We start from the raw sequence: 26,875 nt of genomic DNA, 5'->3' as shown, positions 1-26,875 counted from the left end.
GGGGGGGGGGCGTGGGGGCGGGGGGGGGGGGGGGGGGGGGGGGGGGGGGGGGGCGGGGCGCCCCGGCCCGGGGGGGGGGGGCCCGGGGGGGCCGGCCGCCCCCCCCGACCCTAGTACGCGGGACGGCGTCGCTCACGCGGCGCTCCACAGGACGTCCCGCCGGACCTGGCAGAATGGGCCCATGAAGTCCCGTGTCCTGGTGGTCGACGACGACACTGCGCTGTCCGAGATGATCGGCATCGTCCTGCGTTCCGAAGGGTTCGAGCCGACGTTCTGCGCCGACGGCGACGGCGCGCTCGTCGCCTTCCGCGACGAGCAGCCCGACCTCGTCCTGCTCGACCTGATGCTCCCCGGCAAGGACGGCATCGAGGTCGCCCGCGAGATCCGCGCCGAGTCCGGCGTGCCGATCATCATGCTCACCGCCAAGACGGACACGGTCGACATCGTGCTCGGCCTGGAGTCCGGTGCCGACGACTACGTGACGAAGCCCTTCAAGCCGAAGGAGCTCGTCGCGCGCATCCGGGCGCGCCTGCGCCGCACCGACGAGCCGGGCCCCGAGCGCCTGCGCGTGGGCGACGTCGAGATCGACGTCACCGGCCACAACGTGGTGCGCGACGGCGAGCGCGTCAGCCTCACCCCGCTCGAGTTCGACCTGCTCGTGGCCCTCGCCCGCAAGCCCTGGCAGGTCTTCACGCGCGAGGTGCTGCTCGAGAAGGTCTGGGGCTACCGGCACAGCGCCGACACGCGCCTGGTCAACGTGCACGTGCAGCGGCTGCGCTCCAAGGTCGAGCGCGACCCCGAGAACCCGACGGTCGTGCTGACCGTGCGGGGCGTGGGCTACAAGGCCGGTGCCCCGCGCTGAGTCCGCCGCGCGCCGCGTCCGCCGGACGTGGCGCCGGTGGCGCGCCTGGACCGTCTCGCGGACGCGGTACGTCGTCCGTCGGTGGCGGTCCTCGCTCCAGCTGCGGGTGGTGACGTCGGGCCTCGCGCTGGGCGTGGTCGCCGTCGCCCTGCTGGGCCTGTACCTGTCCGTCTCCATCCGCGACGGCCTGTTCGAGCAGCGCGTCGACCGCATCGAGCGCGAGAACGCGTCCATGACCGAGCAGGTCCGCACCTCGTTCTCGAACTCGCCCGCGACCTCCACGTCCGACCTGCAGCTCCTGCTCGCGCAGATGGTCAAGACGCTCGACGCGGGCGCCTCGAGCGCGCAGGACTTCCTCTTCCTCAACCCGCCGGACCAGCCGCAGCGGCTCGCCGACACCGGGACGCAGACCGGGCTGAAGTCGATCATCAGCGAGAACCTGCGCGCGGCGACGCTCGCCAGCGACGGCCAGGTGCTGCAGTCCGTGCAGATCCCCTCGGAGTTCACGAACTCCGAGGCGCCCGAGCCCGGCGTCGTCGTCGGGTCCACCGTCGAGGTGCCGTCGATCGGGACCTACGAGCTGTACGCCATCTACTCGCTGCAGTCCGAGCAGCAGACGCTGTCGTTCGTGCAGCGCACGCTGGGGATCGGGGCGCTGGCGATCCTCGCGCTGCTCGGTGTGCTCACGTGGGTCGTGACGCGGCAGACGGTCGCCCCGGTGCGGCGTGCGGCCACCGTCGCGTCGCGCCTGGCCGACGGTCACCTCGACGAGCGCCTGCCCGACGCCAAGGGGCAGGACGAGATGGCGACGCTGACCCGCACGTTCAACGAGATGGCCGCGAACCTGGAGGACCAGATCGCGCGGATGGAGGAGCTGTCCGCCGCGCAGCGCCGCTTCGTCTCGGACGTCTCCCACGAGCTGCGCACGCCGCTGACGACGATCCGGATGGCGGGCGAGGTCATCCACGCCTCGCGCGAGGACCTGGACCCGGCCGCGCGGCGCTCGGCCGAGCTCCTGTACGCGCAGCTGGACCGCTTCGAGGTGCTGCTGACCGACCTGCTGGAGATCAGCCGGTTCGACGCCGGCGCCGCCGTGCTCGACGTCGAGCAGCGCGACGTGCGCGACATCGTCGCCTCGGTCGCGGAGGCGTCGATGCCGCTCGCGGAGACCAAGGACGTCTTCCTGTCCGTGACGCTGCCGGACGAGCCCGCGACGGCCGACGTCGACCCCCGGCGCGTGGAGCGCGTCGTGCGCAACCTCGTCGTGAACGCCGTCGAGCATGCCGAGGGCAAGCCCGTCGAGGTCACGGTGGGGGTGGACCAGGCCGCCGTCGCGGTCGTGGTGCGCGACCACGGCGTGGGGCTGTCGCCCGACGAGATCGAGCGGGTCTTCCACCGCTTCTGGCGCGCCGACCCGGCGCGGGCCCGCACGACGGGGGGTACCGGCCTGGGGCTCGCGATCTCGCTCGAGGACGCGCGCCTGCACGCGGGCTGGCTCGAGGCCTGGGGACGGCCCGGCGAGGGGGCGAGCTTCCGCCTCACGCTGCCGCGCCGGGCGGGCATCCGCCTCGAGCGCTCGCCCCTGCCGCTGGAGGGCCCGTCGAAGGGCGTGTCGGCGCCGCCCACGGGGCAGCTGCCGGTGGTGAACCCGCCGACCGGCCCCACGCCGACGGCGATCCCCGAGCTCGGCGTCGTCGACTTCGACGGGGTGGACATCGTCCACCAGCCCGTCCCGCAGCTGAGGCCGGACCACGAGGAGGACCGATGACCGCAGACCCTGCCCGCCGGCGCTCCCGCGCGGCCGCCGCCCTGGTCTCGGCCGTCCTCGTGCTCGTCGTGACGGTCGCGTGCGCACGCATCCCCACCAACGGCCCGGTCCGCGACGGCGACACGCAGCTCGAGAACCTCAGCGAGATCGGCTACATCCCCGCGGGCCCGACGGCGGGCGCCAACCCCGACCAGATCGTGTCGGGGTTCCTCAGCGTCGCCCAGCTCGGTCCGACGTCGAACACCTCCTACTCCGTCGCGCAGGAATACCTCACGGCGCCGGCGTGGGAGGGCTGGGACCGCTACTCCCGGGTGCTCGTGCTGGCGGAGGACCCGCAGCTCGACCCCGTCGACGTGCCCGAGGACGCGACGGAGACCACGGTCACCGCCTCGGTCCGGGTGGTCGCGACGCTCGACGAGCGCGGGATGTACACGGAGGAGGCCACGCCCTACACGTTCGACGTGGCCTTCGGGCTCACGCGCAAGCCGGGCGGCGAGTGGCGCATCTCCCAGCTCGACGACGGCCTCATGCTCCCGTCGGCGTTCTTCAGCCAGGCCTTCCACACCACGACGCTCTACTTCCCGACGCCGGACCTGACCTGGTGGGTGCCGGACGTGCGCTGGTTCCCGCGTCAGACGTGGCGCACCGACGCCACCAGCGAGATCCTCGCGGGCCCGCCCGAGTGGCTCCAGGACTCCACGACGACCGTCATCCCGGAGGGCACCTCCCTCGCCATCGACGCCGTCACGGTCACGGACGACGGCTCCATCGACGTCAGCCTGACCTCCACGATCACGCAGGCCAGCGCCGAGGACCGCGCCCTCGCGGTCGCGCAGCTGCAGGCGACGCTGGCGGAGGGGGAGGGTCGCACCGTCGTCCTGTCCGAGGGCAACACGCCGCTCACCACGACCGGCACCAGCGCGCTGTCCGTGCCGCGGACGACCGGTGACGCGCTCGCCGTGACGGACGGGCGGCTCCAGCGGGTCGTCGGGCGCGAGCTGACCGAGCCGAAGCAGCCGGTCTCGCTCGCCGGCCTCGACCCGACGGCCCTCGCGGTCGGGCCGGGCGACGACCCGGTCGTGGTGCGCGACCGGTCGCAGGGGATCGTCCGCGTCTCCGGCGACGACGCGCCCTCCGTGCTCATGACCGGGAAGGACCTGGTGCCGCCGTCGATCGATCGGTTCGGCGCGGTGTGGACCGCGCAGGGGTCGAAGCTCCGGGTCGCGCTCGCGTCGGGGCAGGTGCGGACGCTGGACGTCGACTGGCTCTCGTCGCGCAACGTGCGGTCCGTGCGGGTCTCGCCGGAGGGCGCGCGGGTGGCGATCGTCAGCTCGGGGCCCAGCGGGCGGCTCGTGCACGTGGCGGGCGTGGTCCGCGACGCCGAGAACGTCCCGACCGGGCTCTCCGCGCCCGTGCAGGTCGGCGCGTCCGTGCGGCAGGTGTCGCAGGCGACCTGGCAGGACGAGGCGACCCTCGCCCTGCTGGGCAAGGAGTCCGACGGCGACGGCGCGGTGTTCCTGGCCGGCGTGGGCGGCCTCGCGGGGCAGGGCGGGCTGTCGCGGGCGCTGGCCGGGGTCACCGACCCGAGCTGGGTGACCGGCTCGGTCGGCACGGGCGCGATGCTCGCCATCGACGACGGCGGCACCCTCTACTCGCGGCAGAGCTCCGCGCTGTGGTCGATGGTCGCCGACGACGTCGACCTGGTCGCCTACCCCGGCTGACGCGTCCGCGCGCACGCGCCCGGGACGCTCCGCCGCCGCGCACCGGACGGACGCTGCCCCCAGGTCGGTGCCGTCCACGGCACGGCCGCGGGGCCGCCGTCCGGGACGCGGTGCCGGCGAGCCTGGTCGGTATGCGCCCACCGCCCGCCGCGCCCGCCGTCCGACCTGCCGAGACGCCACCGGCCGCCCGCCCGCCCGCGCCGCCCGCGTCGCGCTCCTGGCCGGCCGGCTGGCTGCGCGAGCTGGGTCGGCTGGTCGTCCCCGTGGCGTGCCCGGGCTGCGGCGCGCTCGACGTCCTGTGGTGCGCCGGGTGCGCCGCGCTGCTCGACGGGCCGGCGTCCCGGGTCGAGGGGGCCGCGCCCCGGCTGGACCGGCTCGACGGCGTGCCGCCGCTGCCGGTGTGGGCGCTCGCGGCCTACACAGGCCCGGTGCGCGAGCTCGTGGTCGCCTGGAAGGACCGCGGCCGCGTCGACCTCGACCGGCTCGTCGCGCCCCGCGTGCGCGCCGCTGCCCGGGACGCCGCCCCGGCCGTCCGCGCGGCGTGCCGCGGACGCCGGCTCCTCGTCGTCGGTGCGCCCTCCACCGGCGCCTCCCGACGGTCCCGCGGACGCGACCACGTGCGGGCCCTGACCCGTGCCGTCGCGGCCGGTCTGCGCGACGCCGGGGTCCCCGCTGACGTCGTCCCCGCGTTGGTCCGCCGCGGCCGCGGGCGCGACCAGGTGGGGCTCGGGGCCCGCGCCCGTGCCCGCAACCTCACCGGCTCCGTCGCCGTGCGGCGGGGCGTCGTCGAGAGCCCCGACGGCGGCCCCGCGGCGGTGCTCCTCGTCGACGACGTGCTCACCACCGGGTCCACCCTCGCGGCCGCCGAGCGGGCCCTCGAGGGGGTCGGTGCCGACGTCGTCGGTGCCCTCGTCGTGGCCGCGACACCCCCGCCCGGGACCGTCACGAGACCCGTGACGGATCTCCCGCCGCCCCCGGTATACCTCGCGCTCGGGAGGGGTTAGCCTGGGGGTCCCACGCGGGCGGACAGCCCCGAGACCATGGTCCGGGACGTCCTTCCGTGCGACCCACGAGCGGTCCGGACCAAGCGTCCGGCGACCCGGGAGGTGGTGCCGAACACGGCGCCCCACAGGGTGCCCAGACCGGAACTCGGGGCCGCTCGCGAGGGTGGCCTCACGACGAAGTGGAGCAACACGATGGAGATCGTCGTCGTCGGCAGGCACACGGAGGTGGCGGACAGGTTCCGCCGTCACGTGGAGGACAAGCTGAGCAAGGTGACCCAGCTCGCACCGGCTGCCCGTCGGGTGGACGTGGAGGTGACCCGGGAGAACAACCCGCGGCTCTCCGAGGTCCGCGAGCGGGTCGAGCTGACCGTGCGCGACAAGGGGCCCGTGATCCGCGCGGAAGCCGCGGCGGACGACCGGTTCGGCGCCCTCGACATCGCGTTGGACAAGCTCACGGAGAGGTTGCGCCGCTCGCGCGACCGCCGCAAGGACCACCGCCGCCGCGCCAACGACGTCCTCCCTGCCGTGGACGTCCGCACCTTCGACCAGGTGGCCGCGGCCGAGCCCGTCGCCCCGACGCCCGCGCCCGTCGCGCTGGCCGAGCCCGGCGACGCCGTCGAGCAGCAGCTCGGCGACTCCCCGGTCGTCATCCGCCGGAAGCTGCACCACGCGGAGCCCATGACCGTGGACGACGCGGTGTACCAGATGGAGATGGTGGGGCACGACTTCTTCCTCTTCATCGACAAGGAGACGGCCCGCCCGTCCGCCGTGTACCGGCGCCGGGGCTGGACCTACGGCGTCATCGAGCTCGACTCGACGGTCGGTGGCGTGGAGCCGGTGACCGAGCTGACGTGATCTGACCGCACCTGCGTGGTGCGGTTCGAGCCGGTCGAGGCCTGCGGCGCGGGGACGCGTTCACGGGCGCCAGGGCGCCCTCCACTTCGGGAGGGATACGTCCCGCGCCGCAGGCCTCGACCGGCTCTTTCGTGCCCGCTCGCCCCGGAGGCGGGGTGACCCCGGCCCGGCTCTGGGGGAGGCGGGCGAGGGCTGGCTGGTGCTGTCGGTGGGGTTCGGCAGGATGGGCGGGTGGACTCCCTCTCGCTCGCGCAGGCCCGCCGTGTCGCCCTCGGGGCCCAGGGGCTGCACCGGCCGAGGCCTGACGTCGCGGACGGCGGCGTGACGATGCGGCGGGCGATGGCGACCGTCGAGCGGCTCAACCTGCTGCAGATCGACTCCGTCAACGTGCTGGCGCGGGCGCACCTGATGCCGCTGTACTCGCGGCTGGGGCCCTACGACGTGGGGCTGCTGGACCGGGCGGCGGGCCGGGCGCCGCGCAGGATGGTCGAGACGTGGGCGCACGTCGCGTCGTACGTGCCGGCGGAGACGTACCCGCTGCTCGACTGGCGGCGCCGGGACTACCTCGGGGAGGCGTGGGGCACGATCTCCGGCACGCCGCTGGCGCACGCCGCCGAGCTCGAGCTCGTGCGGGGGATGGTCGCCGAGCGGGGGCCGGTCACCGCGCGCGAGATCCACGACGAGCTCGTCGCGCACGGGCACTCCGGCCCGCGCTCGCGCGAGGAGTGGGGCTGGAACTGGACGATGGCCAAGCGTTGCCTCGAGTTCCTGTTCTTCACGGGCGAGGTGATGTCGGCGCGGCGCAACACCGCCTTCGAGCGGTGCTACGACCTGCCCGAGCGGGTGCTGCCCACCGCGGTGCGCGCCGCCGGCCCCGTGCCCGACGACGAGGCGGTGCGCCGCCTCCTCGAGCTCGGCGCGCGGGCGCACGGCGTGGGCACCCTCCGCTGCTTCGCCGACTACTTCCGTCTCAAGGGACCCGCGGTGCGCCGCGCGCACGCGGAGCTCCTCGAGGAGGGCGTGCTGCAGCCCGTCGAGGTGCGGGGCTGGGGCGAGCGCACGTTCCGGCACCGCGACGCGCGGCTGCCGCGCCGCGCCGAGGCCAGGACGCTGCTCAGCCCGTTCGACCCGCTCGTGTGGGAGCGGCGCCGGCTCGAGGCGCTGTTCGACGTCTTCTACCGGATCGAGATCTACGTCCCCGCGCCGCAGCGGGTGCTCGGGTACTACGTGCTCCCGTTCCTGGAGGGCGACGCGATCACCGCGTTCGTCGACCTCAAGGCCGACCGGCAGGCCGGGGTGCTCCGCGTGCAGGCGGCGCACCCCACCGTGCACGCCGGGCCCGGTACCGCCGGCGCGCTGGGCGCCGAGCTGGACGTGCTCGCGGGATGGCTCGGCCTGGAGTCCACCGGGGTGTCGCCCGCCGGGGCCCTCGCCCCGGCGCTCGCGGACGTCGTGCGCGCGGCGTGACCCGCGCCGCGGCGGCGGCGCTCGTAGGATCGGCGCGTCACGACGTCGGGCGTGCCGCCGTCGGACCCGGATCGGGAGCAGGTCAGGAGCGCTGATGGCCACGGCCGTGCTGTACCTCGCCGCCGCGCTCGTGGGCGGGCTGGCGGCGACCTTCCTGCGCCTGCCGCCCCTCGTCGGGTTCCTCGCCGCAGGGTTCGCGCTCGGGGCCACCGGGGCGCCCGAGCTGCCCGGCCTGGAGACGGTCGCGGAGCTCGGCGTCGCGCTGCTGCTCTTCGCCATCGGGCTCAAGCTCGACGTCCGCTCGCTGCTGCGGCCCGAGATCTGGCTCACCACCCTCGTCCATCTGGTGCTGAGCGTCGCCGTGGCGGTCGGGTTCCTCGGCCTGCTCGCGGTGGTGGGCATCACCCTGCTCGCCGACGAGTCGTTCGGCTCGCTGGCCCTCGTGGGCCTCGCCCTGTCGTTCTCCTCGACGGTCTTCGTGGTCAAGGTGCTGGAGGACCGCTCCGACGCGACGGCGCTCTACGGCCGCATCGCCGTCGGCGTGCTCGTGGTGCAGGACGTCGTCGCGGTGGTCTTCCTCGCGGTGTCCACCGGCGAGCCGCCGAGCCCCTGGGCGTTCGCGCTCGTGGCCCTCGTCCCCGGCGCCTGGCTGCTGCGCCGCATCTGGGACCGTGCCGGGCACGGTGAGCTGCAGGCGCTGTTCGGCGCGTTCGTCGCACTCGTGCCCGGCTTCTGGCTCTTCGAGATCGCCGGCCTGTCCGGCGACCTGGGCGCGCTGGTCATGGGGGCGCTGCTGGCGGGGCACCCGCAGTCCACCGAGCTGTCGCGCTCGCTGCTGACGGTGAAGGACCTCGCGCTGGTCGCGTTCTTCCTCCAGATCGGGCTGCACGGCATGCCGGCCCCGGTCGATGTCGCCATCGCGCTCCTCCTGCTGCTCATGCTGCCGCTGCAGGTGGCGGTCTACGCCCTCCTGCTGTGGCTGATGCGGCTGCGCCGCCGCACCTCTTTCCTCGCGGGGCTCGCGCTCGGCAACTTCTCCGAGTTCGGGATCATCGTCGTGGCCTTCGGCGGCACCGCCGGCCTGCTCGACGAGGAGTGGACCGTCATCGTGTCCCTGGCGGTCGCGGCCAGCTTCGTCGTCTCCGCCGTCGTCAACCGGCGGGGCGTGGAGCTCGCCACGCGGCTCACCGCCCTCCTGCCGCGCCGGGACGTGGACAAGCTGCACCCCGACGACCGGCCGGTCGACATCGGCCAGGTGGACGCCCTCGTCCTGGGCCTCGGACGCGTCGGCTCGGCCACGTACCGGCGGCTGCGGGACGTGCACGGCCTGTCGGTGATGGGCGTCGAGCACGACCGGACCCGGGTGGCCGCGCTGCGCGACGAGGGCATCGCCGTCGTGCCGGCCGACGCCACCGACACCGAGTTCTGGGCGCGGGTCAAGCGGGCCGGTCGCGTGCGCCTCGCCGTCCTCGCGATGCCGTTCCACAAGGCGAACCTCATCGCGCTCGCGCGGCTGCGGGCCGCGGGCTTCGGCGGCCGGGTGGCGGCGATCGCGCGGTACGACGAGGACGCCGCGGAGCTGCGCCGGCACGGCGCCGACGCCGTCTTCCACCTGTACGGCGCGGCGGGCGCCGAGCTGGCGGACCGGGCGGCGAGCGAGCTCGCCGCGGGCGGCGGCCGCGGCGACGCGGCGTCCTGACCGTTCGTCCGTCGCGAACCCGCACCTGACTTTCAGGTGATCGGCCTAGGATGGCTTCGGTGTGACCCAGGCGACGGCGCGGACGGGCGAGCTCCCGCCGCCCCGTCGGCCGTCCGTCGCGCCGCACGGTCCCGGACATCCCCGGGGCGCCACCGACCCTGGAGTACTGCGTGCCTGCGATCCTCGAGAAGGTCCTCCGAATTGGCGAGGGCCGGATTCTCAAGAAGCTCAACAGTCTGGCCGAGCAGGTCAACCGGCTCGAGCCCAGCTTCGAGGAGCTGAGCGACACCGAGCTGCACGAGGAGACCGACCGGTTCAAGGAGCGGCTCGAGCACGGCGCCGGCCTCGACGAGCTGCTCCCCGAGGCGTTCGCCGCCGTCCGCGAGGCCGCGCGCCGCACCCTGGGGCAGCGGCACTTCGACGTGCAGCTCATGGGCGGCGCGGCGCTCCACCTCGGCAACATCGCCGAGATGAAGACCGGTGAGGGCAAGACGCTCGTCGCGACGACGGCCGCCTACCTGAACGCGCTCGAGGGCAAGGGCGTGCACGTCGTCACGACCAACGACTTCCTCGCGAAGTACCAGGGCGACCTCATGGGCCGCGTGTTCCGCTTCCTCGGCATGACGACCGGCGTCATCGTCTCGGGCCAGTCGCCGGAGGAGCGCCGCAAGCAGTACGCGGCCGACATCACGTACGGCACGAACAACGAGTTCGGCTTCGACTACCTGCGCGACAACATGGCGTGGTCGCCCGACGACCTGGTCCAGCGCGGCCACCACTTCGCCATCGTCGACGAGGTGGACTCGATCCTCATCGACGAGGCCCGCACCCCGCTCATCATCTCGGGGCCGGCGTCCGGCGACGCCAACCGCTGGTACACCGAGTTCGCCAAGGTCGTGCGCCGCCTCTCCCTCGACACGGACTACGAGGTCGACGAGAAGAAGAAGACGGTCGGCGTCCTCGAGCCGGGCATCGAGAAGATCGAGGACTACCTCGGCATCGACAACCTGTACGAGTCGCTCAACACGCCGCTCATCGGCTTCCTCAACAACGCCATCAAGGCGAAGGAGCTGTTCAAGCGCGACAAGGACTACGTCGTCCTCAACGGCGAGGTCATGATCGTCGACGAGCACACCGGCCGTATCCTCGCGGGCCGCCGCTACAACGAGGGCATGCACCAGGCCATCGAGGCGAAGGAGGGCGTGGAGATCAAGGCGGAGAACCAGACCCTCGCCACGATCACGCTGCAGAACTACTTCCGCCTCTACGACAAGCTCGCCGGCATGACCGGTACGGCCGAGACCGAGGCCGCCGAGTTCCAGGGCACGTACAAGCTCGGCGTGGTGCCGATCCCCACCAACCGGCCGATGGTCCGCATGGACCAGGCCGACCTGGTCTACAAGAACGAGGACGGCAAGTTCAACGCCGTCGTCGACGACATCGTGGAGCGCCACGCGAAGGGCCAGCCGGTGCTGGTCGGCACCACGAGCGTCGAGAAGTCGGAGCTGCTCTCGGGCCTGCTCAAGCGGGCCGGCGTGCCGCACAGCGTGCTGAACGCGAAGGAGCACGAGCGCGAGGCGTCCGTCGTCGCGCAGGCGGGCCGCAAGGGCGCCGTCACCGTGGCGACCAACATGGCCGGCCGCGGCACCGACATCATGCTCGGCGGCAACGCCGAGTTCCTCGCGGTCTCCGAGATGGCCGAGCGGGGGCTCGACGCTGCGGAGGACCCGGAGGAGTACGAGGCCGCCTGGCCCGACGTCCTCGAGAAGGCCAAGGGCGCGGTGGCCACGGAGCACGAGGAGGTCACCGAGCTCGGCGGCCTGTACGTGCTCGGCACCGAGCGTCACGAGTCGCGCCGCATCGACAACCAGCTGCGCGGTCGTTCCGGCCGTCAGGGCGACCCCGGCGAGTCGCGGTTCTACCTGTCGATGCAGGACGACCTGATGCGCCTGTTCAACTCCGGCCTCGCGTCGTCGATGATGGACCGCGCCGGGTTCCCCGATGACATGCCGCTCGAGTCGAAGATGGTGACGCGCGGCATCCAGAGCGCGCAGTCGCAGGTCGAGGCCCGCAACTTCGAGATCCGCAAGAACGTGCTCAAGTACGACGACGTGCTGTCCCGGCAGCGCTCCGTCATCTACGCCGAGCGCAAGCGCGTCCTCGAGGGCGAGGACCTCGAGGACCAGGTGCAGCACTTCCTCACGGACGTCGTCACGGCGTACGTCGAGGGCGCGACCTCCGAGGGCAACCCCGAGGCGTGGGACCTGGACTCGCTGTGGACCGCCCTGAAGTCGGTGTACCCGGTCACGATCACGCCCGAGGACGTGGTCGAGGAGGCCGGCGGCGTCGGTCGCCTCAGCCACGAGATGGTCCTGGAGGAGCTGCTCTCGGACGCCCGCGTGGCGTACGCGGCGCGCGAGGAGACCCTCGGCGAGGCCGCGATGCGCCAGCTCGAGCGCCGCGTGGTCCTCTCCGTGCTGGACCGCAAGTGGCGCGAGCACCTCTACGAGATGGACTACCTCAAGGAGGGCATCGGCCTGCGCGCGATGGCGCAGCGCGACCCCCTGGTCGAGTACCAGCGCGAGGGCTTCCAGCTCTTCCAGGCGATGACCGAGGCCATCAAGGAGGAGTCGGTCGGGTTCCTGTTCAACCTCGATGTGCAGGTGCAGCAGCCCGGCGCCCCCGGTGGACCGGTGATCTCCGCGGCCAGCGCGGCGGCCGCCGCGCAGTCCGGCGCCGGCCAGCTCGTCGGCGCCCCGGTCGCCGAGCCGACGCCGGTGGTCGAGCCCGAGGCGCCCGCGGAGCCCGAGCCCGCCCCCGTGGCGGAGGCGGAGCCGGTGCTCCTGGCCAAGGGGCTCGACGCCCCGGCGCCGCAGCGGCTGTCGTACTCGTCGCCGAGCGAGGACGGCTCGACCACGACGACGGGCGGCGCCACGCGTCGGTCGCGCCGGGAGCTGCACGGCGAGGCGACCGCGGCGACCAGCGACGGCCGGAGCTTCCCGGGCACGCCGCGCAACGCCCAGTGCCCGTGCGGCTCGGGCAAGAAGTACAAGGTGTGCCACGGCGTCAACGAGGAGTGACCCGGACGCCCTGAACCGCCGGTGAGCACGGAGCCCCGACCCGCGACAGCGGGCCGGGGCTCCGTCGTTCCGGGACGGTCAGCCGATCTCGAGCACGGCCACCCGCCAGGCCCCGCGCCGGGCCTCCAGCCGCACGGCGGCGGCGCGCACCCGACCGTCGTCGTCCAGCACGACGGTGGCCTCGGCGACGTCCTCGCCCAGCCGGACCAGGCGGACCCGCCGCACCTGGACGGGCCGGTGCTGCTCCGTGTGGCGCACGGGGTCGTGGGCGAGCCCGATGCGGGCGCGCTCGGCGAGCTGGTCGCGCACCTGCGGCGTCACCCAGCGGGCGAGCTGCGCGGAGGGCCGTTCGCCGCGCAGCACCTCCACGGCGGCACGCACCACCGCGCAGCACTGCGCCGTGGGGTCGGGCAGGGGCGCCGGCTCGTCCTCGCGGAGCGGTCGGCGCGGGGCGTCCGCGTCGTCGTCCCCGGGCCGCCGCACGCCCTCGGAGCCGACGCGCACCCGCCGCACCCGGGGCCCCGGGCGGGTGCTCGCCTCGGGATAGCCCGCCGGGCGGTCCCGCCGCGGCGGGGCGGAGACGCGGAGCGGGCGGTGGCCGGCGCCCTCGGCGGGGGCGGCGTCCGCAGGTGTCGCGGGGCCGGGCGTCTCCGGCGCGGGCGCACGGAGCTCGGCGGTGGTGGTCTCGGTGGGGGTGGTCGTCGCGGTCATGGTGCCCTCCGGTGGGTGCGGGTGTCGTGGGACGTCCGGGCCGTCAGGCGGGGGCGCGCAGGATCTGGCCGGGGAGGATGCGGTCCGGGTCGTCGCCGACGACGTCGCGGTTGGCCTCGTGCCACCGCGTCACCTCGCGGAGGACCTCCGCGTCGGACGGGGCGCCGCCCAGGGCGTCCCGCGCGATGTCCCACAACGTGTCGCCACGGAGCACCACGCGGGTGCCGTCGGTGTCGTCCGTCGCGTCCTGGACCGCGGAGGTGCGGGCGACGGGAGTCGCGGCGACCGTCTCCGACCGCTCCGCCGCGGGCGGGACGGCGGTGACCCCGGCGGTGTCCGCCCCACCGGCGGCGTCCGCGGGCGCGACGTCCTCGGAGGTGGGCTGCCAGCCGAGGTCGAGGACGACCGACGCCTCCCCGGCGGGCTCGACCGGCGGGAGGTCGGCGGCGAGGGCGGCCGTGGGGGCGAGGGCGAGACCCGCTCCGACACCCACGCCGACGGCGGAGCGGACGAGCCGCCGGACCGCGGCCGGCGCGAGTCGCTCGACGGCGGCCTCGCCCGCGCGCCAGCGGCGGCCCAACCGTGCGGCGGCGACGCACACGAGGGCGAGGGAGCCGCTCAGGAACAGCCACGCGGCGGCGACGAGCCCCGCGGCGAGCACCCCGAGCTCCACCCACCGGTCGACGGTGAGGCCGGTGGCGCCCGCCGACGTCACCGGCACGAGGGACGCCGTGCGCAGCACCAGCGCCGTCCCGACCACGCCGGCGACGAGGGTCAGGAGGACCAGGCGGCCGAGACCGTCGTCGTCCCGCGGGTGCCGTGGGGTGCCGCTGCTGCCGGACATCAGGTCTCCTTCGTCCTTCGCCTCGACCAAAGTTCACATCTGATGATAATGGTTGATAGCGGTTGATGGTGTCTGGTGCTCGATATTGAAGCGGACTGGTGCCGGTCTGTCTACCCGGGCATCCTGTGGGCACCGGTCGCGCGACGAGAGGAGCCTCATGACGGGCACGGGTCCGGCCAGGTGGGAGCTGCTCTTCGCCGACCTCGAGGCGCGCTTCGACGCCGAGGCGGCCGCGGAGCGCGAGGGTGCCGTGGCGGAGCTGACGCGTGCCGAGCAGGCGTCGATCCCGCTGGTCGACCGGCTGCGGGCGGCGACCGGTGCGGTGCTGCGCCTGGAGCTGCTGGACGGGGAGGGCGTCGAGGGTCGCGTGGCGAGGGTGGCGCGCACGTGGGTGCTCCTCGACGGCCGGGGAGCGCGCGGCCGGGTGCAGCACCTGGTGCCGTTGCCGGCGCTGGCCGCGGTGGTCGGGCTCGGGCTGCACGCGGCGCCGTCGCGCGCCCGGACCGACGGGCTCGGGCTCGGTCACGTGCTGCGCGGTCTGCAGCGCGACCGGGCGCGGGTGCTGGTGCGGACCGCCGGGGGGTCGGTCACCGGCCGGATCGGCCGGGTGGGCGCCGACCATCTCGACGTGGAGGAGACCGACCGCGCGCGGCCGGTCGTGCGCACGGTGCCGTTCGGTGCCGTCCTGCGGGTCAGCGAGGCCTGACGGCGGCTCGGCTCAGAGCTCGCCCGAGGCGATCCGCTCGCGGGTGCGGGCGTACTGGTGCTCGATGTACTCCTCGAGCTTGCTGGCCTCGACCCGCCACACCTTCTTGGGGCCCACCTGGATCGCGGGCAGCTCGCCCGAGCGCACCAGGGAGTACGCCTGCGTGCTGGAGATGTTGAGCAGCTCCTGCACGTCGGCGAGGGAGAAGAACCGGCTGGTCATACGGGCATTCTGGCACAGCGATGATCGCCGTTGGCGGCGGTTGTCCACAGTGGATGCCCGAAGCACACGTGGGGTCGCCGATGATAGGTTCCGGCCGGCGCGACGCTGCGCCCCAGAACCCCGGAGGACGTCCGTGAGCACCGACCCCTTGCCGGCACCCGTCGCGGCACGACTGCGCCGCCCCACCTGGCGCGACCCCCGGCTGGTGGTCGGGGTCGTCATCGTCGCGGCTTCCGTGGCCCTCGGGTCGTGGGCCGTCTCCTCGGCGGGGCGCACGGTGCCCGTGTACGTCGCCGACGGCACGCTCACGCCCGGCGAGACCGTGGACGTGGCCCGGCTGCGCACGGTCGACGTGCGGATCGACTCGGGCACCGAGCTCTACGTGCGTGCCGACCAGGAGCTGCCGGAGTCCGTGGTGGCGCTGCGCGTGGTCGACGACGGCGAGCTCGTGGCGCGATCGGCCCTGGGGGATGCGGCCGACGTGGACGTCCGCTCCGTCTCCGTGCCCGTGGACCAGGCGATGTCCACGCGTGTCACGCCGGGCGCCGTCGTCGACCTGTGGGCGGTGCCCGAGGCGCCCGCGGGGTCCGACGCCCCCGCCGCGGACCCGTCACCGCTGGTCACGGACGTCGTCGTGGAGCAGGTGGACGAGGCCGGCACGGGGCTCGTCGTGTCCGACGGGGCGACGCTGCACGTGCTCGTCCCCGCCCCCGACCTGCCCGCGGTCCTGCGGGCGCTGGGCGACTCGGGGACCGTCACCGTGGTGCCGCAGGCCGGGACCGGCGTGTGATGGCCGCCGCGGTGACCGTGCTCTGCGCGGTGCGGGGAGCAGCCGAGACCGACGTCGTCGTCGCGCTCGGCGCGCCCGGGTCGGGGACGACGGTGACGCGCCGCTGCGGCGACCTCGCCGAGCTCCTGGCCGCCGCCGCGGCGGGAGCCGGGACCGTGGCGGTCGTGTCCGCCGACCTCGCGGGCCTGGACCGCGAGGCGGTGGGCCGGCTGCACGCCGCCGGGGTGCGGGTCGTCGCGCTCGGCGACGACACCGCGCCGGTCGCCCGCCTGCAGGGCCTCGGGGTCGACGCCGTCGTCGAGCGGTACGACGAGGCCGTGCTTCTCTCCACCGTCCGCGACGTCGCCTCCGTGCGCACGGGTCCCGGCGGTCCGGGAGGTGGGCCCGCCGACCTCGTGCTCGGGTCCGGCGGCCCGCGCGACCCGCTCGACGACCTGGTCGCCGGGGACGGCGGCGAGGATCTCGCGGCGGACGACGCCGGGCCGCGCCACGGCCGGGTGGTGACGGTGTGGGGACCGGTCGGAGCGCCGGGCCGCACGACGACGGCGCTCGAGCTCGCGGCCGCGCTCGGAGGCCTCGCCGGTCGACGTCGGCGGCACGGCCGGGCACGTCGCGACGCGCCGGCGCCACGGCAGGACGCCGTGCTCCTGGTCGACGCCGACACCTACGGGGCCTCCGTGGCCGCCCGGCTGGGCCTGCTCGACGACGCGCCGGGCCTGGCCGCCGTCGCTCGGGCGGCCGGCCAGGGCGCCCTCGACCTCCCCACCCTCGCCCGCCACAGCCCGGTGGTCGGGGGCCGGCTGCGGGTGCTGACCGGGATCACGCGCGCGGCGCGGTGGCCCGAGCTGCCCGCCAGTGCCGTCGAGGTCGTGCTGGAGCGGGCCCGGGAGCTCGCCGACTGGACCGTCGTGGACTGCGGCGCGCTCCTCGAGGCCGACGAGCTGCTCATGTACGACACGCACGCCCCGCAGCGCAACGCCGCCACGTTCGCCGCGCTGCAGGCGGCGGACGTCGTGGTGGTGGTCGGGGCGGCCGACCCGGTCGGGATCCAGCGGCTCGTGCGCGGCCTGGAGGACCTGCGCGACGTGCCGGTGGCCGTCGCGGGGGAGCGGGTCGTCGTCGCGAACCGGGTGCGGTCGTCGGCGGCCGGCGCCCGTCCGGAGGGCGCCGTGCGGGACGCGCTCGCGCGGTACGCGGGCGTGGACGACGTACATCTCGTCCCGGACGACCCCGCCGGGCTCGACGCCGCGCTGCTCGCCGGGCGCACCCTCGCGGAGGAGGCGCCGGACTCGCCGGTGACGGCGGCGTTCGAGGCGCTCGCGGGGCGCGTCCGGGCGGCGGCGTCCGCGGCCGTCTGACCGGGGTGCGAGCGGCACGGCGCCCGGGGCGGCAGACTGTGCGCATGCGCATCTATGTTCCCGTCACGCTGGACGAGCTCGAGGGTGCGGCCGTCGCCGCCGGGGGCGTGCGCTGGGACCTCCCCGCGCGCCGGGCGCACGCCGTGACGCCGGCCCTGGTGCGCGAGCTGTCCGACGACGACGACGAGGCCCGCGAGTACGAGGCGTTCCTCGCCGCCGCGGACGATTCCCTGGCTCTGGTCGCCGCGCGCCGCGGCGTGCCCCCGCTGCGCGTGGTCGTCTCCCTCGACGCGCCCGACGCCTCCGTGACGGCGGCCGACGGCGCCGAGGAGCCCAGCGCGGTGGACGTCGGAGCGCTGGCCGGGGTCGCGGTCGTCGCCGTCCACGTCGACGAGCCGGAGGCCGCCGCCGACGTCCGGGCCGTCCTTGCGGCCGCCGACGAGGAGAACGACGCCGAGCGCGCGGGCGACGTCGGCGCCCTGTCCGAGGAGGCGCTGGATGCCGCGCTCCAGCGCGTGACCGACCGCGACCTGCTCTGGTACGACCCCACGGAGATCCCGCAGATCCCGCGCCCGTGAGGGCGCGGTGAGCGGGAGGGCCCTGGTCGCGGCGTCGGCCAGGGCCCGACTTCTGCTCGGCGCGGCCCGCCTGCGCCCATGTATTCACTCGGTGTATACACTGGGTGTATGGTCTCCGCATGACGGTCCCGATGGCGTTGCTCGCCCTGCTCGACGACGGCCCCTCCCACGGCTTCGACCTCAAGCGCCGATACGACGCGCTGCTGGGCCAGGACCGGGAGCTCAAGTACGGGCAGGTGTACTCCACGCTCGCGCGGCTCGAGCGGGACGGGCTCGCGTCCGGGGTCGGCGTGGAGGCGGGCGCCGGCGGCGACCGCAAGGTCTACGCGATCACCCCCGCGGGCGTCACCGAGCTCGACGAGTGGCTCGCCGCCCCGAACCCCCCGGGCGGTCGGCCGTCCGAGCTGTTCACCCGCGTGGTCCTGGCGCTCGTCGTGGGGAGGTCCGCCGACCAGGTCCTCGACGCGCACCGGCGCGCGTACCTGGACCGCATGCGCGAGCTCACCGCGTCGCGGCGTGGCGGCGACGTGGTCGACCGGCTCGCGGGCGACTACGAGATCGCGCACCTCGAGGCCGACCTCCGCTGGATCGAGCTCGCCTCCGCCCGGCTCGGGGCGGTCGCCGACGAGGTGCGGGAGGCGGGCCGGTGAGCGCCGTCCTCGAGGGCCGCGGGCTGCGGCACGCGTACGGCGCCACGCCCGTGCTCGGCGGCGTGGACCTGGCGCTGGAGCCGGGCGAGGTGGTCGCGTTGCTCGGCCCGTCCGGCTCGGGCAAGTCGACGCTGCTGCACCTGCTGGCGGGGCTGCTGCGCCCGGACGCCGGGGAGGTGTGGCTCGCCGGGGAGCGGTTCGACCCGCTGTCCGAGCGGCGCCGCTCCGACCTGCGGCTGCGGCAGATGGGCTTCGTGTTCCAGCTGGGCGACCTCGTCCCCGAGCTGACCATCGCCGAGAACGTGGAGCTGCCGCTGCGCCTCACCGGCGTCCGCGCGACGAGCGCCCGGGCGCAGGCGCTCGCCATGCTCGACCGGCTCGGCGTCTCGGAGCACGCGCACAAGCGGGTCAGCGAGGTGTCGGGCGGCCAGGCGCAGCGGGGCGCCGTCGCGCGGGCGCTCGTCCACCGGCCGCCCGTCGTGCTGGCCGACGAGCCCACCGGGTCGCTCGACACCACCACCGGTGAGCTCGTGCTCGAGGCCCTCGTCGACGCGGCCACCGCGCAGGGCACGGCGGTCCTGCTCGTGACGCACGAGCTGCGCGTGGCGGCGTGGGCGCACCGCGACGTCCTGCTCCGGGACGGCAGCGTGCTCGGCGGCGCAGGTTCCGGCGTGGCGGTCGCGGCGACGGCGGTCGGCGCGTGACCGCCACCGTCGCCCTCGGCCTGCGCCTGGCGCGCGCCGGCGGCCCGCTGCGGGGGTGGTCGATCGCTACGGGCAACGCCGTCGGGGTCACGCTCCTGCTCGTCGCGCTCGCCCTGCCCGTCGCGATCCACCCGGACCCGGTCGCGCGGGCCCTCGCGCGGGTCCAGCTCCTGGGGATCGACCTGTTCCTGCTGCTGCCCGCGATCGTGCTGCTCGTCACCGTCGGGCGGCTGTCGTCCGGCGTCCGCGACCGGCGCCTCGGCGCGCTGCGGATGATCGGGGTGACCCCGCGCCGGGTGCGCGCCGTCGCCGCCGTCGAGAACGGCGTCCTGGCGCTCGCGGGGTCCGTCGTCGGCGCGGTGCTCACCGTGCTCGCCGCGCCCGTCGCCGGCCGCGCCGTCGTCGACGACCCGGCCTGGCTCGCGCAGCCCCTGGAGATCTCGTGGGGCGCCGCCGGGGCGGTCGCGGCTGCGGTCATTGCGCTCTCCGTGGTCGTCGGGACCGGCGCCACCTGGAACCGGGAGCTGCCCGGCCGCGCCCGGTCGGAGGCCGTCGCCCGCGTGCCGCGCCCGTGGCGACTCGTCGTCCTCGCCCTGGGCCTGGGACTCCTCGGCCTCCTCGCCGCCGCCGAGCCCGGGAGCCTGACCGGGATCGACACGTTCCTCCTCCTCGCCGGCGCGGCGGTCACCGCGGTCGGCATCGCCCTGGTCACGCCGCTCGTCACGTCCTGGGTGGCGCGGGTCCTCGTGCGCTCGCGCGGCGTGGTCGCGGTGCTCGCGGGCCGGTCCGTGCAGGTCGACGCGGCCGGGGCGTCGCGGGTCGTCGCGGGGCTGGGCGCCGCGACCTTCCTCGCGATCGGTGCCCTCGCGGTGATCGGCGCGTTCGAGAGCACGCCGCAGTACCGCTACGCGCTGCAGAGCGTCGAGGACGGGCCGCAGAAGATCTGGCTCGACGCCACGAACCTCGACGAGGACCCGGACGCGACGCTGGACCCGGTCGCGCTCCGCGCCCTCGACGACGTCCCAGGGGTCCTCGGGGTCATGCCGAGGAGCGATGCGTCCTACGTCTGCAACCCGGAGGTCGAGAGCTGTGGCGAGGTCTTCGTCGGCACCTGCGCGGAGCTGTCCCTCGTGGTCGAGCAGAGCGGCTGCGTCGACGGGCGCCCCGCACGCCTCGCCGCGGACCGCCCCGACTCGGAGATCTGGACCGACCTTCCGCGAGCAGGTTCGCCGAGCCTCGTCGAGCCGTTCACGCTGCAGGTTCGGGCGCCCGCGGAGCGAGCCTTCGAGATCCGCCCGTCGTCCCCGATCGTCGTCGACGTGGCCGCCCAGACCGACCGCTGGGTGTACGGGCGGCCGGACTACACGGTCTTCGTCCCCCCGGCGCTCGCCGGGGTGGCGGGAGAGGGCCTGAGGCGGGCCGACGTGGTCGCCGAGGGCGGGGTCGACGTCCAGGACCTGGTGGTCGCCTGGGCCGAGGAGAACGGCTACGCCGCGTGGCCCTACCCGATGGACGACGTCGCGTCCGTGGACAGGGTCCGGGCGGCGGTGGTCGCCCTGGTCGGCCTGGCAGTCGGCGTCGGTCTGCTGGTGCTCGCGCTGACGGCGACGGACCGCGCCGTCGAGCGCCGTCGGGCTGTCGCGCGCCAGGTGATGGTGGGCGTGCCGGGCGGCGTGCTGCGCTCGGGCCAGCTGGTCCAGGTGCTGGTGCCGGTGGCGGTCTCCGCGGCGCTCGGCGCGGGCTGCGGCCTGGTGCTTGCTGGTGCGTACGCGCGGCTGGCCGGTCTGGACGACCTGCTCGGGCCGGGCCGGTGGGGGATCGCGGTCGCGCTGGTCGTCGGGGGCGGCGTGCTGGTCGCCGTCGCGACGGTGCCGCTGATCCGCACGCGCATCACCCCGGAGCTGCTGCGCCGCGAATAGCGGACACGTTCACCCCAGGTAGACGAGCGCCTCGTCGTGCAGGTGGCCGTTGGTGGCCAGGGCGCTGCGGTGCCACGGGCCGGGGGCGCCGTCGAGGGCGGTGAAACGGCCGCCGGCCTCGGTGACGATCGGCACGAGGGCGGCCATGTCGTAGACCTCGAGCTCGGGCTCGGCAGCGACGTCGGCCGCGCCCTCGGCGACGAGCATGTACGACCAGAAGTCGCCGTAGCCGCGGGTGCGCCAGACCTGCCGGGTGAGGTCGAGGAAGCCGTTGAGCTTGCCGTGCTCCTCCCAGCCGGACAGGGAGGAGTAGGCGAACGAGGCGTCGGAGAGCGAGCTCACGCCGGACACCGCCATGCGCGACGCGGACGCGAGCGACTTGCCCGTCCAGGCGCCGGAGCCCTTCGCGGCCCACCAGCGGCGGCCGAGCGCGGGCGCGGAGACGAGGCCCATGACGACGTCCTCGCCGTCGGCCAGCGCGATGAGCGTGGCCCACACGGGCACGCCGCGGACGAAGTTCTTGGTGCCGTCGATCGGGTCGATGATCCAGCGGCGGGCGCCGCTGCCGGCGGAGCCGTACTCCTCGCCGACGATGGCGTCGCGGGTGCGCGCCCGGTGCAGCTGCGCCCGGATGAACTCCTCGGCGGACCGGTCGGCGTCGCTCACGGGGGTGTTGTCGGGCTTCGTCTCCACGCGCAGGTCGAGCGCCTTGAAGCGGGACATCGTGATGGCGTCCACCTGGTCGGCGATGACGTGGGCCAGGCGCAGGTCGTCCTCGTACGTGCGCGCGGGGCCGCTGGTCGGGCTGGGAGACGGCTGTGTGTACGGCACGGTCACACCGTAGCGGTCCGACGGCGCCGCCAGGGCCCCGGCACGCGGGCGCGAGACAGAAGGCGGGACGCGGAGGTCAGTCGCCCAGGATCTCGAGCAGCTGGGCGGTCGTGCCGCACTCGCCGAGGCGCGGGAAGAGGCGCTCGGTGGAGTGGCGGTGGTCCTCGGCGGACCGGTCGCCCATGGCGTCGGTGACGAGGGAGACGTGGTAGCCGTGCTCCTGAGCGGCACGGGCGGTGGACTCGACGCCGATGCTCGTGGCGATGCCGGTCAGCACGACCTGGGTCACGCCGCGCCGGCGCAGCTGCAGGTCGAGGTCGGTGCCGTAGAAGGCCCCCCAGTTCCGCTTGGTGACGACGATGTCCGACGCGGCGGTGTGCAGGTCGGGGGAGAGGACGTCCCAGCCCTCGGGGCGCGCGCCGCCGCGCGGGGCGTCGGTGCGGCCGGGCACGGCGTCCGCGCCGTCGGGCGCCGCGGTGACGCGCACGAGGACGACGGGCAGGTCGCGGGCGCGGAAGGCGTCGGCGAGCGTCGCGCTGCGGGCGAGGACGGCGTCGGCGGGGTGCGGCTCGACGGGCATCGCGAGGATGCCTGCCTGAAGGTCGACGACGACGAGCGCGGTGCGGGGGTCCAGGGTGGTGAAGGTCATCGGGGGTTCTCTCCGGAGGTGGGGGCGGGCGGGGACGTGGGGGCGGCCGGCCGGCGCCGCAGGGAGCGGTCGGCCAGGGTGAGGACGCCGGCGGCGACGGCGCAGCCGATCATCGCCAGGGCGAGGTCGTGCAGGCCGGTGGTGGTGGGGCCGTCGGCGTAGAGGGCGGCGATCGCCGCCGTGGAGACGAGCGCGCCGACGTACATGAAGGTGCGCAGCAGCCCGGCGGCGGCGCCGACGGACGCGCTGTCCGCCTGCTGTGCGAGGGCCTTCTGGTTCGCGAGCCCGGACAGGCCCTGCATGCCGCCGATCCCGACGCCGGCGACGACGAGCACCCAGGTCGGGCTGCCGGGCTGCACGACGGCGAGGACGGCGCCGCCGACCAGCAGGGACGCCGCTCCGACCAGCAGCGCGGCCCGGACGGGCGCCCGGCGCCCTGTCGCCGACGCCACGGTGACCGCGACGACCGAGGTCGGCAGCATGAGGAGCCCGGCGGCGGCCTCGCCGAGGCCGCGGCCCTGCTCGAGCCACTGCACGTAGCCGAACATGAACGCGTACGTCGCGGTGGCCGTCAGGAGGGCGCGGGCGTACGTGAGCAGCAGCGGGCGGTTCCCGGCCAGCAGCCGGAGGTCGATGAACGGGTGGGCGGTGCGCAGCTCGTGCCGCGCGAAGCCGGCGCCCGTCACGACGGTCACGGCGAGCACCCACCACGGGGTCGCGCCGACCAGCACCAGCATGAGCGAGGTGAGCGCCGCCGCGAACAGGGCCACCCCGGCCACGTCGAGGCGCGCCGCGACGGAGGGGCGGGCGGCGCCGTCGGCGACGGTCAGGTCGGTGGTGCCCGCCACGCGGGGCAGGCGCAGCCCGCCGAGCACGAGGCACGCGACCGCGAGCGGGACGTTGACCAGGAAGAGGGTGCGCCAGCCGCCGAGCCCCACGAGGAGGCCGCCGAGCGTCGGGCCCACGATCATCACGACCTGGTTCGTCACCGCCAGGACGGTGAGGACGGCGGCGGTGCCGCGCCCCTCGCCGGACCTGTCGGTGGCGCGCCGCACCAGCGACATCGCCGCCGGGTACGCGGCGCAGGTGCCCAGGCCCAGGAGGGCGCGGGCCAGCACGAGCAGGCCGAGCGTGGGCGCGAACGCGCCGAGCAGCCCGGCGACGCCCACCAGCGCGGTGCCCACCAGGTAGGGGCGGCGGGGCCCGACGAGGTCGACCACCCGGCCCACGACGGGCTGCGCCACCGCGGTGACCAGGTAGAGCGCCGTGACCAGCCAGACCGTCTGCGCCGCCGGGGCGCCGAACGCGATCCCGATGGGCACCAGGGCCACCGCGATCATCGACGAGTTGATGGGGTTGAGCAGCGAGCCCAGCGCCAGCGGCAGGGTGAGGCGGGTGTCGTAGCCCTCCGCCGCGGCGGCCGTGGCCGGGCGGGAGGAGGCGCGGTGCAGCAGCGTCACGGGCGGGCGGCCCCCCGGGGGAGGGCGGCGTCCGGACCGTCCAGCAGCGTGCGGTCCAGGAGGGCGAGGACGGACGTGACGGCGGCGAGCTCGTCGCCGCTGAGGCGCTCCTGCAGGGCGCGGGTCAGCCACTCCTGCCCGGCCTCGCGACGGCCTTCGACGAACGCTCGGCCGTCGTCGGTGAGGGACACCACCTGGCGGCGGCCGTCGGTCGGGTCGGGGTCGCGGCGCACGAGCCCGCGCACGTCGAGGACGCCGAGGGTGGCGCCGAGCGACTGCGGCCGGACCCGCTCGGCGGCGGCGAGCGCGCTGGGAGACGCCGGGCCGTGCTTGGCCAGCCGCGAGAGCAGCGCGGTCTGCGACGGGGTCAGCTCCTGGTTGTCGCTCAGCTCGATGAACCGGCGGCGGAGCCGGCCGACGAGGGAACGCAGCTCGCGGGCGGCGGCCGCGGCCTGGGCGGGGTCGGGGGAGACGGGCACGACTCCACCGTAGAACTCATCAGTCCAGACTGACAAGTCTTGCCTGACGAATCACCGCCGCCCGCAGCGGGCGCGCGACGTCAGTCGGCGGAGTGGCGCGCGGTCAGCAGGCGCCGGAACGACGCGACGCGGGCCTCGCGGGCCGGGCGCTCGTCGTCGGACGACGCCGCGAGCCAGTCGTCGAGGGCGCAGTCCGGCGCGTCGGCGAGGTGCGTGCAGCCCCGGGGGCACTCGGCCGCGACCTCGGCGAGGTCCTCGAACGCCTGCAGCAGGTGGTCCGTCTCGACGTGCGCCAGCCCGAACGACCGGACGCCGGGGGTGTCGACCACCCACCCGTCGTACCCGTCCTGGCCGTCGGGCCCGCCCGGCACGGGCAGCCGCAGGGCCACCGCGGACGTGGACGTGTGTCGGCCGCGCCCGGTCACGTCGTTCACGACCCCCGTGGCGCGGTCGGCGTCGGGGACGAGCGCGTTGATGAGCGTCGACTTGCCGACGCCGGAGTGCCCGACCAGCACCGACGTGCGGCCGGCCAGGCGCTCGCGGACGGTCTCGACGCTGGCCGGGTCGTCGCGCCGGGTGACGACGACCTCGACGCCGATCGGCGTGTAGAGGTCGCGCAGCGGCGCGGGGTCGGCCAGGTCGGCCTTGGTGAGGCACAGCAGCACGTCCATGCCGGCGTCGTACGCGGCGACGACGCAGCGGTCGATCATGCCCGTGCGCGGCTCGGGCTGCGCGAGCGCCGTCACGACGACGAGCTGGTCGGCGTTCGCGACGACGATCCGCTCGTACGGGTCGGTGTCGTCCGCCGTCCGGCGCAGCACCGACGACCGGTCCTGGATCCGCACGATCCGCGCCAGCGTGCCCTCCTCGCCGGAGGTGTCGCCCACGACGTCCACCCGGTCGCCCACGACGACGCGGGTGCGCGTGAGCTCGCGCGCCTTCATGGCGAGCACGGTCCGCTCGTCCGGGGTGCCGTCGTCGACGACGAGCGTGTACCGCCCGCGGTCGACGCCCGTCACCATCCCCGTGACGGCGTCGGCGTGCTCGGGCCGCTGCTTGGAGCGGGGCCGCGAGCCGCGCTTCGAGGGTCGCGCGTACTGCGCGTGCTCGTCGACGGCGCGGCGGCCCATCAGGCCTCGACCCCGCGCGCGCCGGCGTCCGCCCCGAGCATGCGGAGCCACATCGCGTCGAACCCGGGCAGCGTCTTGGCGGTGGTCCCGACGTTCTCCACCCGCACGCCGGGCACGCGCAGACCCAGGACCGCGGCCGAGGTCGCCATGCGGTGGTCGGCGTACGTGCGGAACAGCCCGCCGTGCAGGGGGCGCGGCGTGATGACGAGGCCGTCGCGCGTCTCCTCGGCCTGGCCGCCGAGGCGCGTGATCTCGGTGGCCAGCGCGGCCAACCGGTCCGTCTCGTGGCCGCGCAGGTGGGCGATGCCGCGCAGCCGGGAGGGGGAGTCGGCGAGGGCGGCGAGGACGGCGAACGTCGGGGCGAGCTCGCCCGCGGCGCGCAGGTCGAGGTCGACCCCGCGGATCTCTCCGGTGCCGGTGACGCTCACGACGTCGCCGTCCTGCCGCACGTCGGCGCCGAGCCGGGCGAACAGGTCCGGGAGAAGCCCGCCCGGCTGGGTCGTCTCCGCGGGCCAGCCCGGCACGCGCACGGTGCCTCCGCCGACCAGCGCGGCGGCCAGGAACGGGGCCGCGTTGGACAGGTCGGGCTCGACCCGCACGTCGCGCGCGGCGACCGGGCCGGGGGAGACCTGCCAGATGCCGTCGCGGGAGTCGTCCACCGTGACCCCCGCGTCGCGCAGGGTGGCCACGGTCATCGCGATGTGGGGCAGGCTCGGCAGCGTGGTGCCGATGTGCCGCAGCGTGAGGCCGCGCTCGAAGCGGGCCCCCGCGAGCAGCAGGGCGGAGACGAACTGCGAGGAGGCGGACGCGTCGACGTCCACGGCGCCGCCCGCCACCCGGCCCGTGCCGTGCACGGTGAAGGGCAGGTGCGTCGGCCGGTCGCCGTCGGCGGCCGTGACGCGCACGCCGAGGGTGCGCAGCGCCTCCAGCACGGGAAGCATCGGCCGGACGCGGGCCTCCGGGTCGCCGTCGAAGCGCACGGGCCCGTCGGCCAGGGCCGCCACCGGCGGCAGGAAGCGCATGACGGTGCCGGCGAGGCCGGCGTCGACGTCCACGTCGCCCCGCAGCGGGCCGGGGGTCACGCGCAGGGTGCTCGGGTCGCCGTCCTCGTCGATCCCGGCGCCGAGGGCGCGCAGGGCGCCGATCATGAGGTCGGCGTCGCGCGAGCGCAGCGCGCCGCGCAGGGTGCCGGGGCCGTCGGCGAGCGCGGCCAGCACGAGGAGGCGGTTCGTCAGGGACTTGCTGCCCGGCACCTCGACCGTCGCGTCCAGTGGGCCCGTCGCGACCGGCGCCGTCCAGCCGTCGTCGGCCGGCCCGCCGGCGTCGGGAACGGCGGGGGCGGAGTGCGGCGGCACGGCGGCGGTCATGGCACCGAGGCTAGTTCACCG

At 75.5% G+C, this 26,875-nt stretch carries 24 protein-coding genes; 15 read left to right on the top strand and 9 right to left on the bottom strand.

Features of this window, described 5'->3' with window-relative positions; translation table 11 throughout:
- Window positions 1-181: 181 nt before the first annotated feature.
- The 8 genes from mtrA (at window position 182) to secA (ending at window position 12,456) form a co-directional block, all read left to right on the top strand.
- A complete protein-coding gene (gene mtrA, locus ACFU5J_RS12110) occupies window positions 182-862 on the top strand; it encodes an MtrAB system response regulator MtrA (RefSeq protein ID WP_430577195.1) in 681 nt (226 codons plus the stop codon).
- Window positions 849-2,630 carry an MtrAB system histidine kinase MtrB gene (gene mtrB, locus ACFU5J_RS12105; RefSeq protein ID WP_430578864.1) on the top strand — a complete coding sequence of 594 codons (1,782 nt, stop codon included), beginning with the start codon at window positions 849-851 and terminating at the stop codon, window positions 2,628-2,630. Before mtrA ends, mtrB begins: the two co-directional genes overlap by 14 nt.
- Window positions 2,627-4,351 (top strand): LpqB family beta-propeller domain-containing protein, encoded by a 1,725-nt coding sequence (locus ACFU5J_RS12100; RefSeq protein ID WP_430578863.1) that lies wholly within the window; start codon window positions 2,627-2,629, stop codon window positions 4,349-4,351. Before mtrB ends, ACFU5J_RS12100 begins: the two co-directional genes overlap by 4 nt.
- Before the next feature lie 131 nt (window positions 4,352-4,482).
- A complete protein-coding gene (locus ACFU5J_RS12095) occupies window positions 4,483-5,355 on the top strand; it encodes a ComF family protein (protein WP_430578862.1) in 873 nt (290 codons plus the stop codon).
- 192 nt (window positions 5,356-5,547) lie between these two features.
- Entirely contained in the window at window positions 5,548-6,210 is a 663-nt protein-coding gene (hpf, locus tag ACFU5J_RS12090) for a ribosome hibernation-promoting factor, HPF/YfiA family (protein WP_430577199.1), read from the top strand.
- Window positions 6,211-6,441: 231 nt separating this feature from the next.
- Window positions 6,442-7,677 carry a winged helix-turn-helix domain-containing protein gene (locus ACFU5J_RS12085; RefSeq protein WP_430578861.1) on the top strand — a complete coding sequence of 412 codons (1,236 nt, stop codon included), beginning with the start codon at window positions 6,442-6,444 and terminating at the stop codon, window positions 7,675-7,677.
- Window positions 7,678-7,771: 94 nt separating this feature from the next.
- Window positions 7,772-9,376 carry a cation:proton antiporter gene (locus ACFU5J_RS12080; protein WP_430578860.1) on the top strand — a complete coding sequence of 535 codons (1,605 nt, stop codon included), beginning with the start codon at window positions 7,772-7,774 and terminating at the stop codon, window positions 9,374-9,376.
- Window positions 9,377-9,546: 170 nt separating this feature from the next.
- Complete coding sequence (gene secA / locus ACFU5J_RS12075; RefSeq protein WP_430577202.1) at window positions 9,547-12,456, top strand: preprotein translocase subunit SecA; 2,910 nt, start codon at window positions 9,547-9,549, stop codon at window positions 12,454-12,456.
- A gap of 78 nt (window positions 12,457-12,534) precedes the next feature.
- Here the strand turns inward: secA and ACFU5J_RS12070 are convergent, their stop codons facing one another.
- Window positions 12,535-13,167, bottom strand: a complete 633-nt coding sequence (locus ACFU5J_RS12070) for an Rv3235 family protein (RefSeq protein ID WP_430578859.1) — start codon at window positions 13,165-13,167, stop codon at window positions 12,535-12,537.
- A gap of 43 nt (window positions 13,168-13,210) precedes the next feature.
- Window positions 13,211-14,011 carry a LysM peptidoglycan-binding domain-containing protein gene (locus tag ACFU5J_RS12065; RefSeq protein WP_430578858.1) on the bottom strand — a complete coding sequence of 267 codons (801 nt, stop codon included), beginning with the start codon at window positions 14,009-14,011 and terminating at the stop codon, window positions 13,211-13,213.
- 157 nt (window positions 14,012-14,168) lie between these two features.
- Here ACFU5J_RS12065 and ACFU5J_RS12060 point away from each other — a divergent pair, with 157 nt between their 5' ends.
- On the top strand, window positions 14,169-14,717 hold the full coding sequence (locus tag ACFU5J_RS12060) for a hypothetical protein (RefSeq protein ID WP_430578857.1): 549 nt from the start codon (window positions 14,169-14,171) through the stop codon (window positions 14,715-14,717).
- Window positions 14,718-14,729: 12 nt separating this feature from the next.
- Here the strand turns inward: ACFU5J_RS12060 and ACFU5J_RS12055 are convergent, their stop codons facing one another.
- Window positions 14,730-14,939, bottom strand: a complete 210-nt coding sequence (locus tag ACFU5J_RS12055) for a helix-turn-helix domain-containing protein (protein ID WP_430578856.1) — start codon at window positions 14,937-14,939, stop codon at window positions 14,730-14,732.
- 133 nt (window positions 14,940-15,072) lie between these two features.
- Here ACFU5J_RS12055 and ACFU5J_RS12050 point away from each other — a divergent pair, with 133 nt between their 5' ends.
- From ACFU5J_RS12050 to ACFU5J_RS12025, 6 genes are all read left to right on the top strand, one after another.
- Window positions 15,073-15,729 carry a hypothetical protein gene (locus ACFU5J_RS12050; protein WP_430578855.1) on the top strand — a complete coding sequence of 219 codons (657 nt, stop codon included), beginning with the start codon at window positions 15,073-15,075 and terminating at the stop codon, window positions 15,727-15,729.
- Window positions 15,729-17,087: a hypothetical protein gene (locus tag ACFU5J_RS12045; RefSeq protein ID WP_430578854.1), complete on the top strand. Its 1,359-nt coding sequence runs from the start codon at window positions 15,729-15,731 to the stop codon at window positions 17,085-17,087. The genes ACFU5J_RS12050 and ACFU5J_RS12045 overlap by 1 nt, the downstream gene beginning before the upstream one ends.
- A gap of 44 nt (window positions 17,088-17,131) precedes the next feature.
- A complete protein-coding gene (locus tag ACFU5J_RS12040; RefSeq protein ID WP_430578853.1) occupies window positions 17,132-17,665 on the top strand; it encodes a DUF6912 family protein in 534 nt (177 codons plus the stop codon).
- Window positions 17,666-17,784: 119 nt separating this feature from the next.
- On the top strand, window positions 17,785-18,315 hold the full coding sequence (locus ACFU5J_RS12035) for a PadR family transcriptional regulator (protein WP_430578852.1): 531 nt from the start codon (window positions 17,785-17,787) through the stop codon (window positions 18,313-18,315).
- Complete coding sequence (locus ACFU5J_RS12030; protein WP_430578851.1) at window positions 18,312-19,019, top strand: ABC transporter ATP-binding protein; 708 nt, start codon at window positions 18,312-18,314, stop codon at window positions 19,017-19,019. Before ACFU5J_RS12035 ends, ACFU5J_RS12030 begins: the two co-directional genes overlap by 4 nt.
- Complete coding sequence (locus ACFU5J_RS12025) at window positions 19,016-20,938, top strand: FtsX-like permease family protein (protein WP_430578850.1); 1,923 nt, start codon at window positions 19,016-19,018, stop codon at window positions 20,936-20,938. The genes ACFU5J_RS12030 and ACFU5J_RS12025 overlap by 4 nt, the downstream gene beginning before the upstream one ends.
- A gap of 9 nt (window positions 20,939-20,947) precedes the next feature.
- On the opposite strand, the gene hisN is transcribed toward ACFU5J_RS12025, so the two are convergent.
- The 6 genes from hisN to aroA all read right to left on the bottom strand — a co-directional run bounded on the left by hisN (window position 20,948) and on the right by aroA (window position 26,854).
- Window positions 20,948-21,769: a histidinol-phosphatase gene (hisN, locus tag ACFU5J_RS12020; RefSeq protein WP_430577210.1), complete on the bottom strand. Its 822-nt coding sequence runs from the start codon at window positions 21,767-21,769 to the stop codon at window positions 20,948-20,950.
- Window positions 21,770-21,845: 76 nt separating this feature from the next.
- Window positions 21,846-22,418 (bottom strand): hydrolase, encoded by a 573-nt coding sequence (locus tag ACFU5J_RS12015; RefSeq protein ID WP_430577211.1) that lies wholly within the window; start codon window positions 22,416-22,418, stop codon window positions 21,846-21,848.
- Window positions 22,415-23,878 (bottom strand): MFS transporter, encoded by a 1,464-nt coding sequence (locus tag ACFU5J_RS12010; protein ID WP_430578849.1) that lies wholly within the window; start codon window positions 23,876-23,878, stop codon window positions 22,415-22,417. Before ACFU5J_RS12010 ends, ACFU5J_RS12015 begins: the two co-directional genes overlap by 4 nt.
- The gene (locus ACFU5J_RS12005) at window positions 23,875-24,357 is read right to left on the bottom strand and encodes a MarR family winged helix-turn-helix transcriptional regulator (RefSeq protein ID WP_430577213.1); all 483 of its coding nucleotides are present in this window, start codon (window positions 24,355-24,357) and stop codon (window positions 23,875-23,877) included. Before ACFU5J_RS12005 ends, ACFU5J_RS12010 begins: the two co-directional genes overlap by 4 nt.
- A gap of 80 nt (window positions 24,358-24,437) precedes the next feature.
- Complete coding sequence (gene rsgA / locus ACFU5J_RS12000; protein ID WP_430577214.1) at window positions 24,438-25,487, bottom strand: ribosome small subunit-dependent GTPase A; 1,050 nt, start codon at window positions 25,485-25,487, stop codon at window positions 24,438-24,440.
- Window positions 25,487-26,854 (bottom strand): 3-phosphoshikimate 1-carboxyvinyltransferase, encoded by a 1,368-nt coding sequence (gene aroA / locus ACFU5J_RS11995; protein ID WP_430578848.1) that lies wholly within the window; start codon window positions 26,852-26,854, stop codon window positions 25,487-25,489. Before aroA ends, rsgA begins: the two co-directional genes overlap by 1 nt.
- Window positions 26,855-26,875 lie beyond the last annotated feature (21 nt).

The organism is Isoptericola sp. NPDC057559 (assembly GCF_042801555.1).
In the GTDB taxonomy this organism is placed as follows: Bacteria; Actinomycetota; Actinomycetes; order Actinomycetales; family Cellulomonadaceae; genus Isoptericola.
Note: the sequence above shows the minus strand (reverse complement) of the source record. Positions and strands in the feature narration are given on the sequence as shown.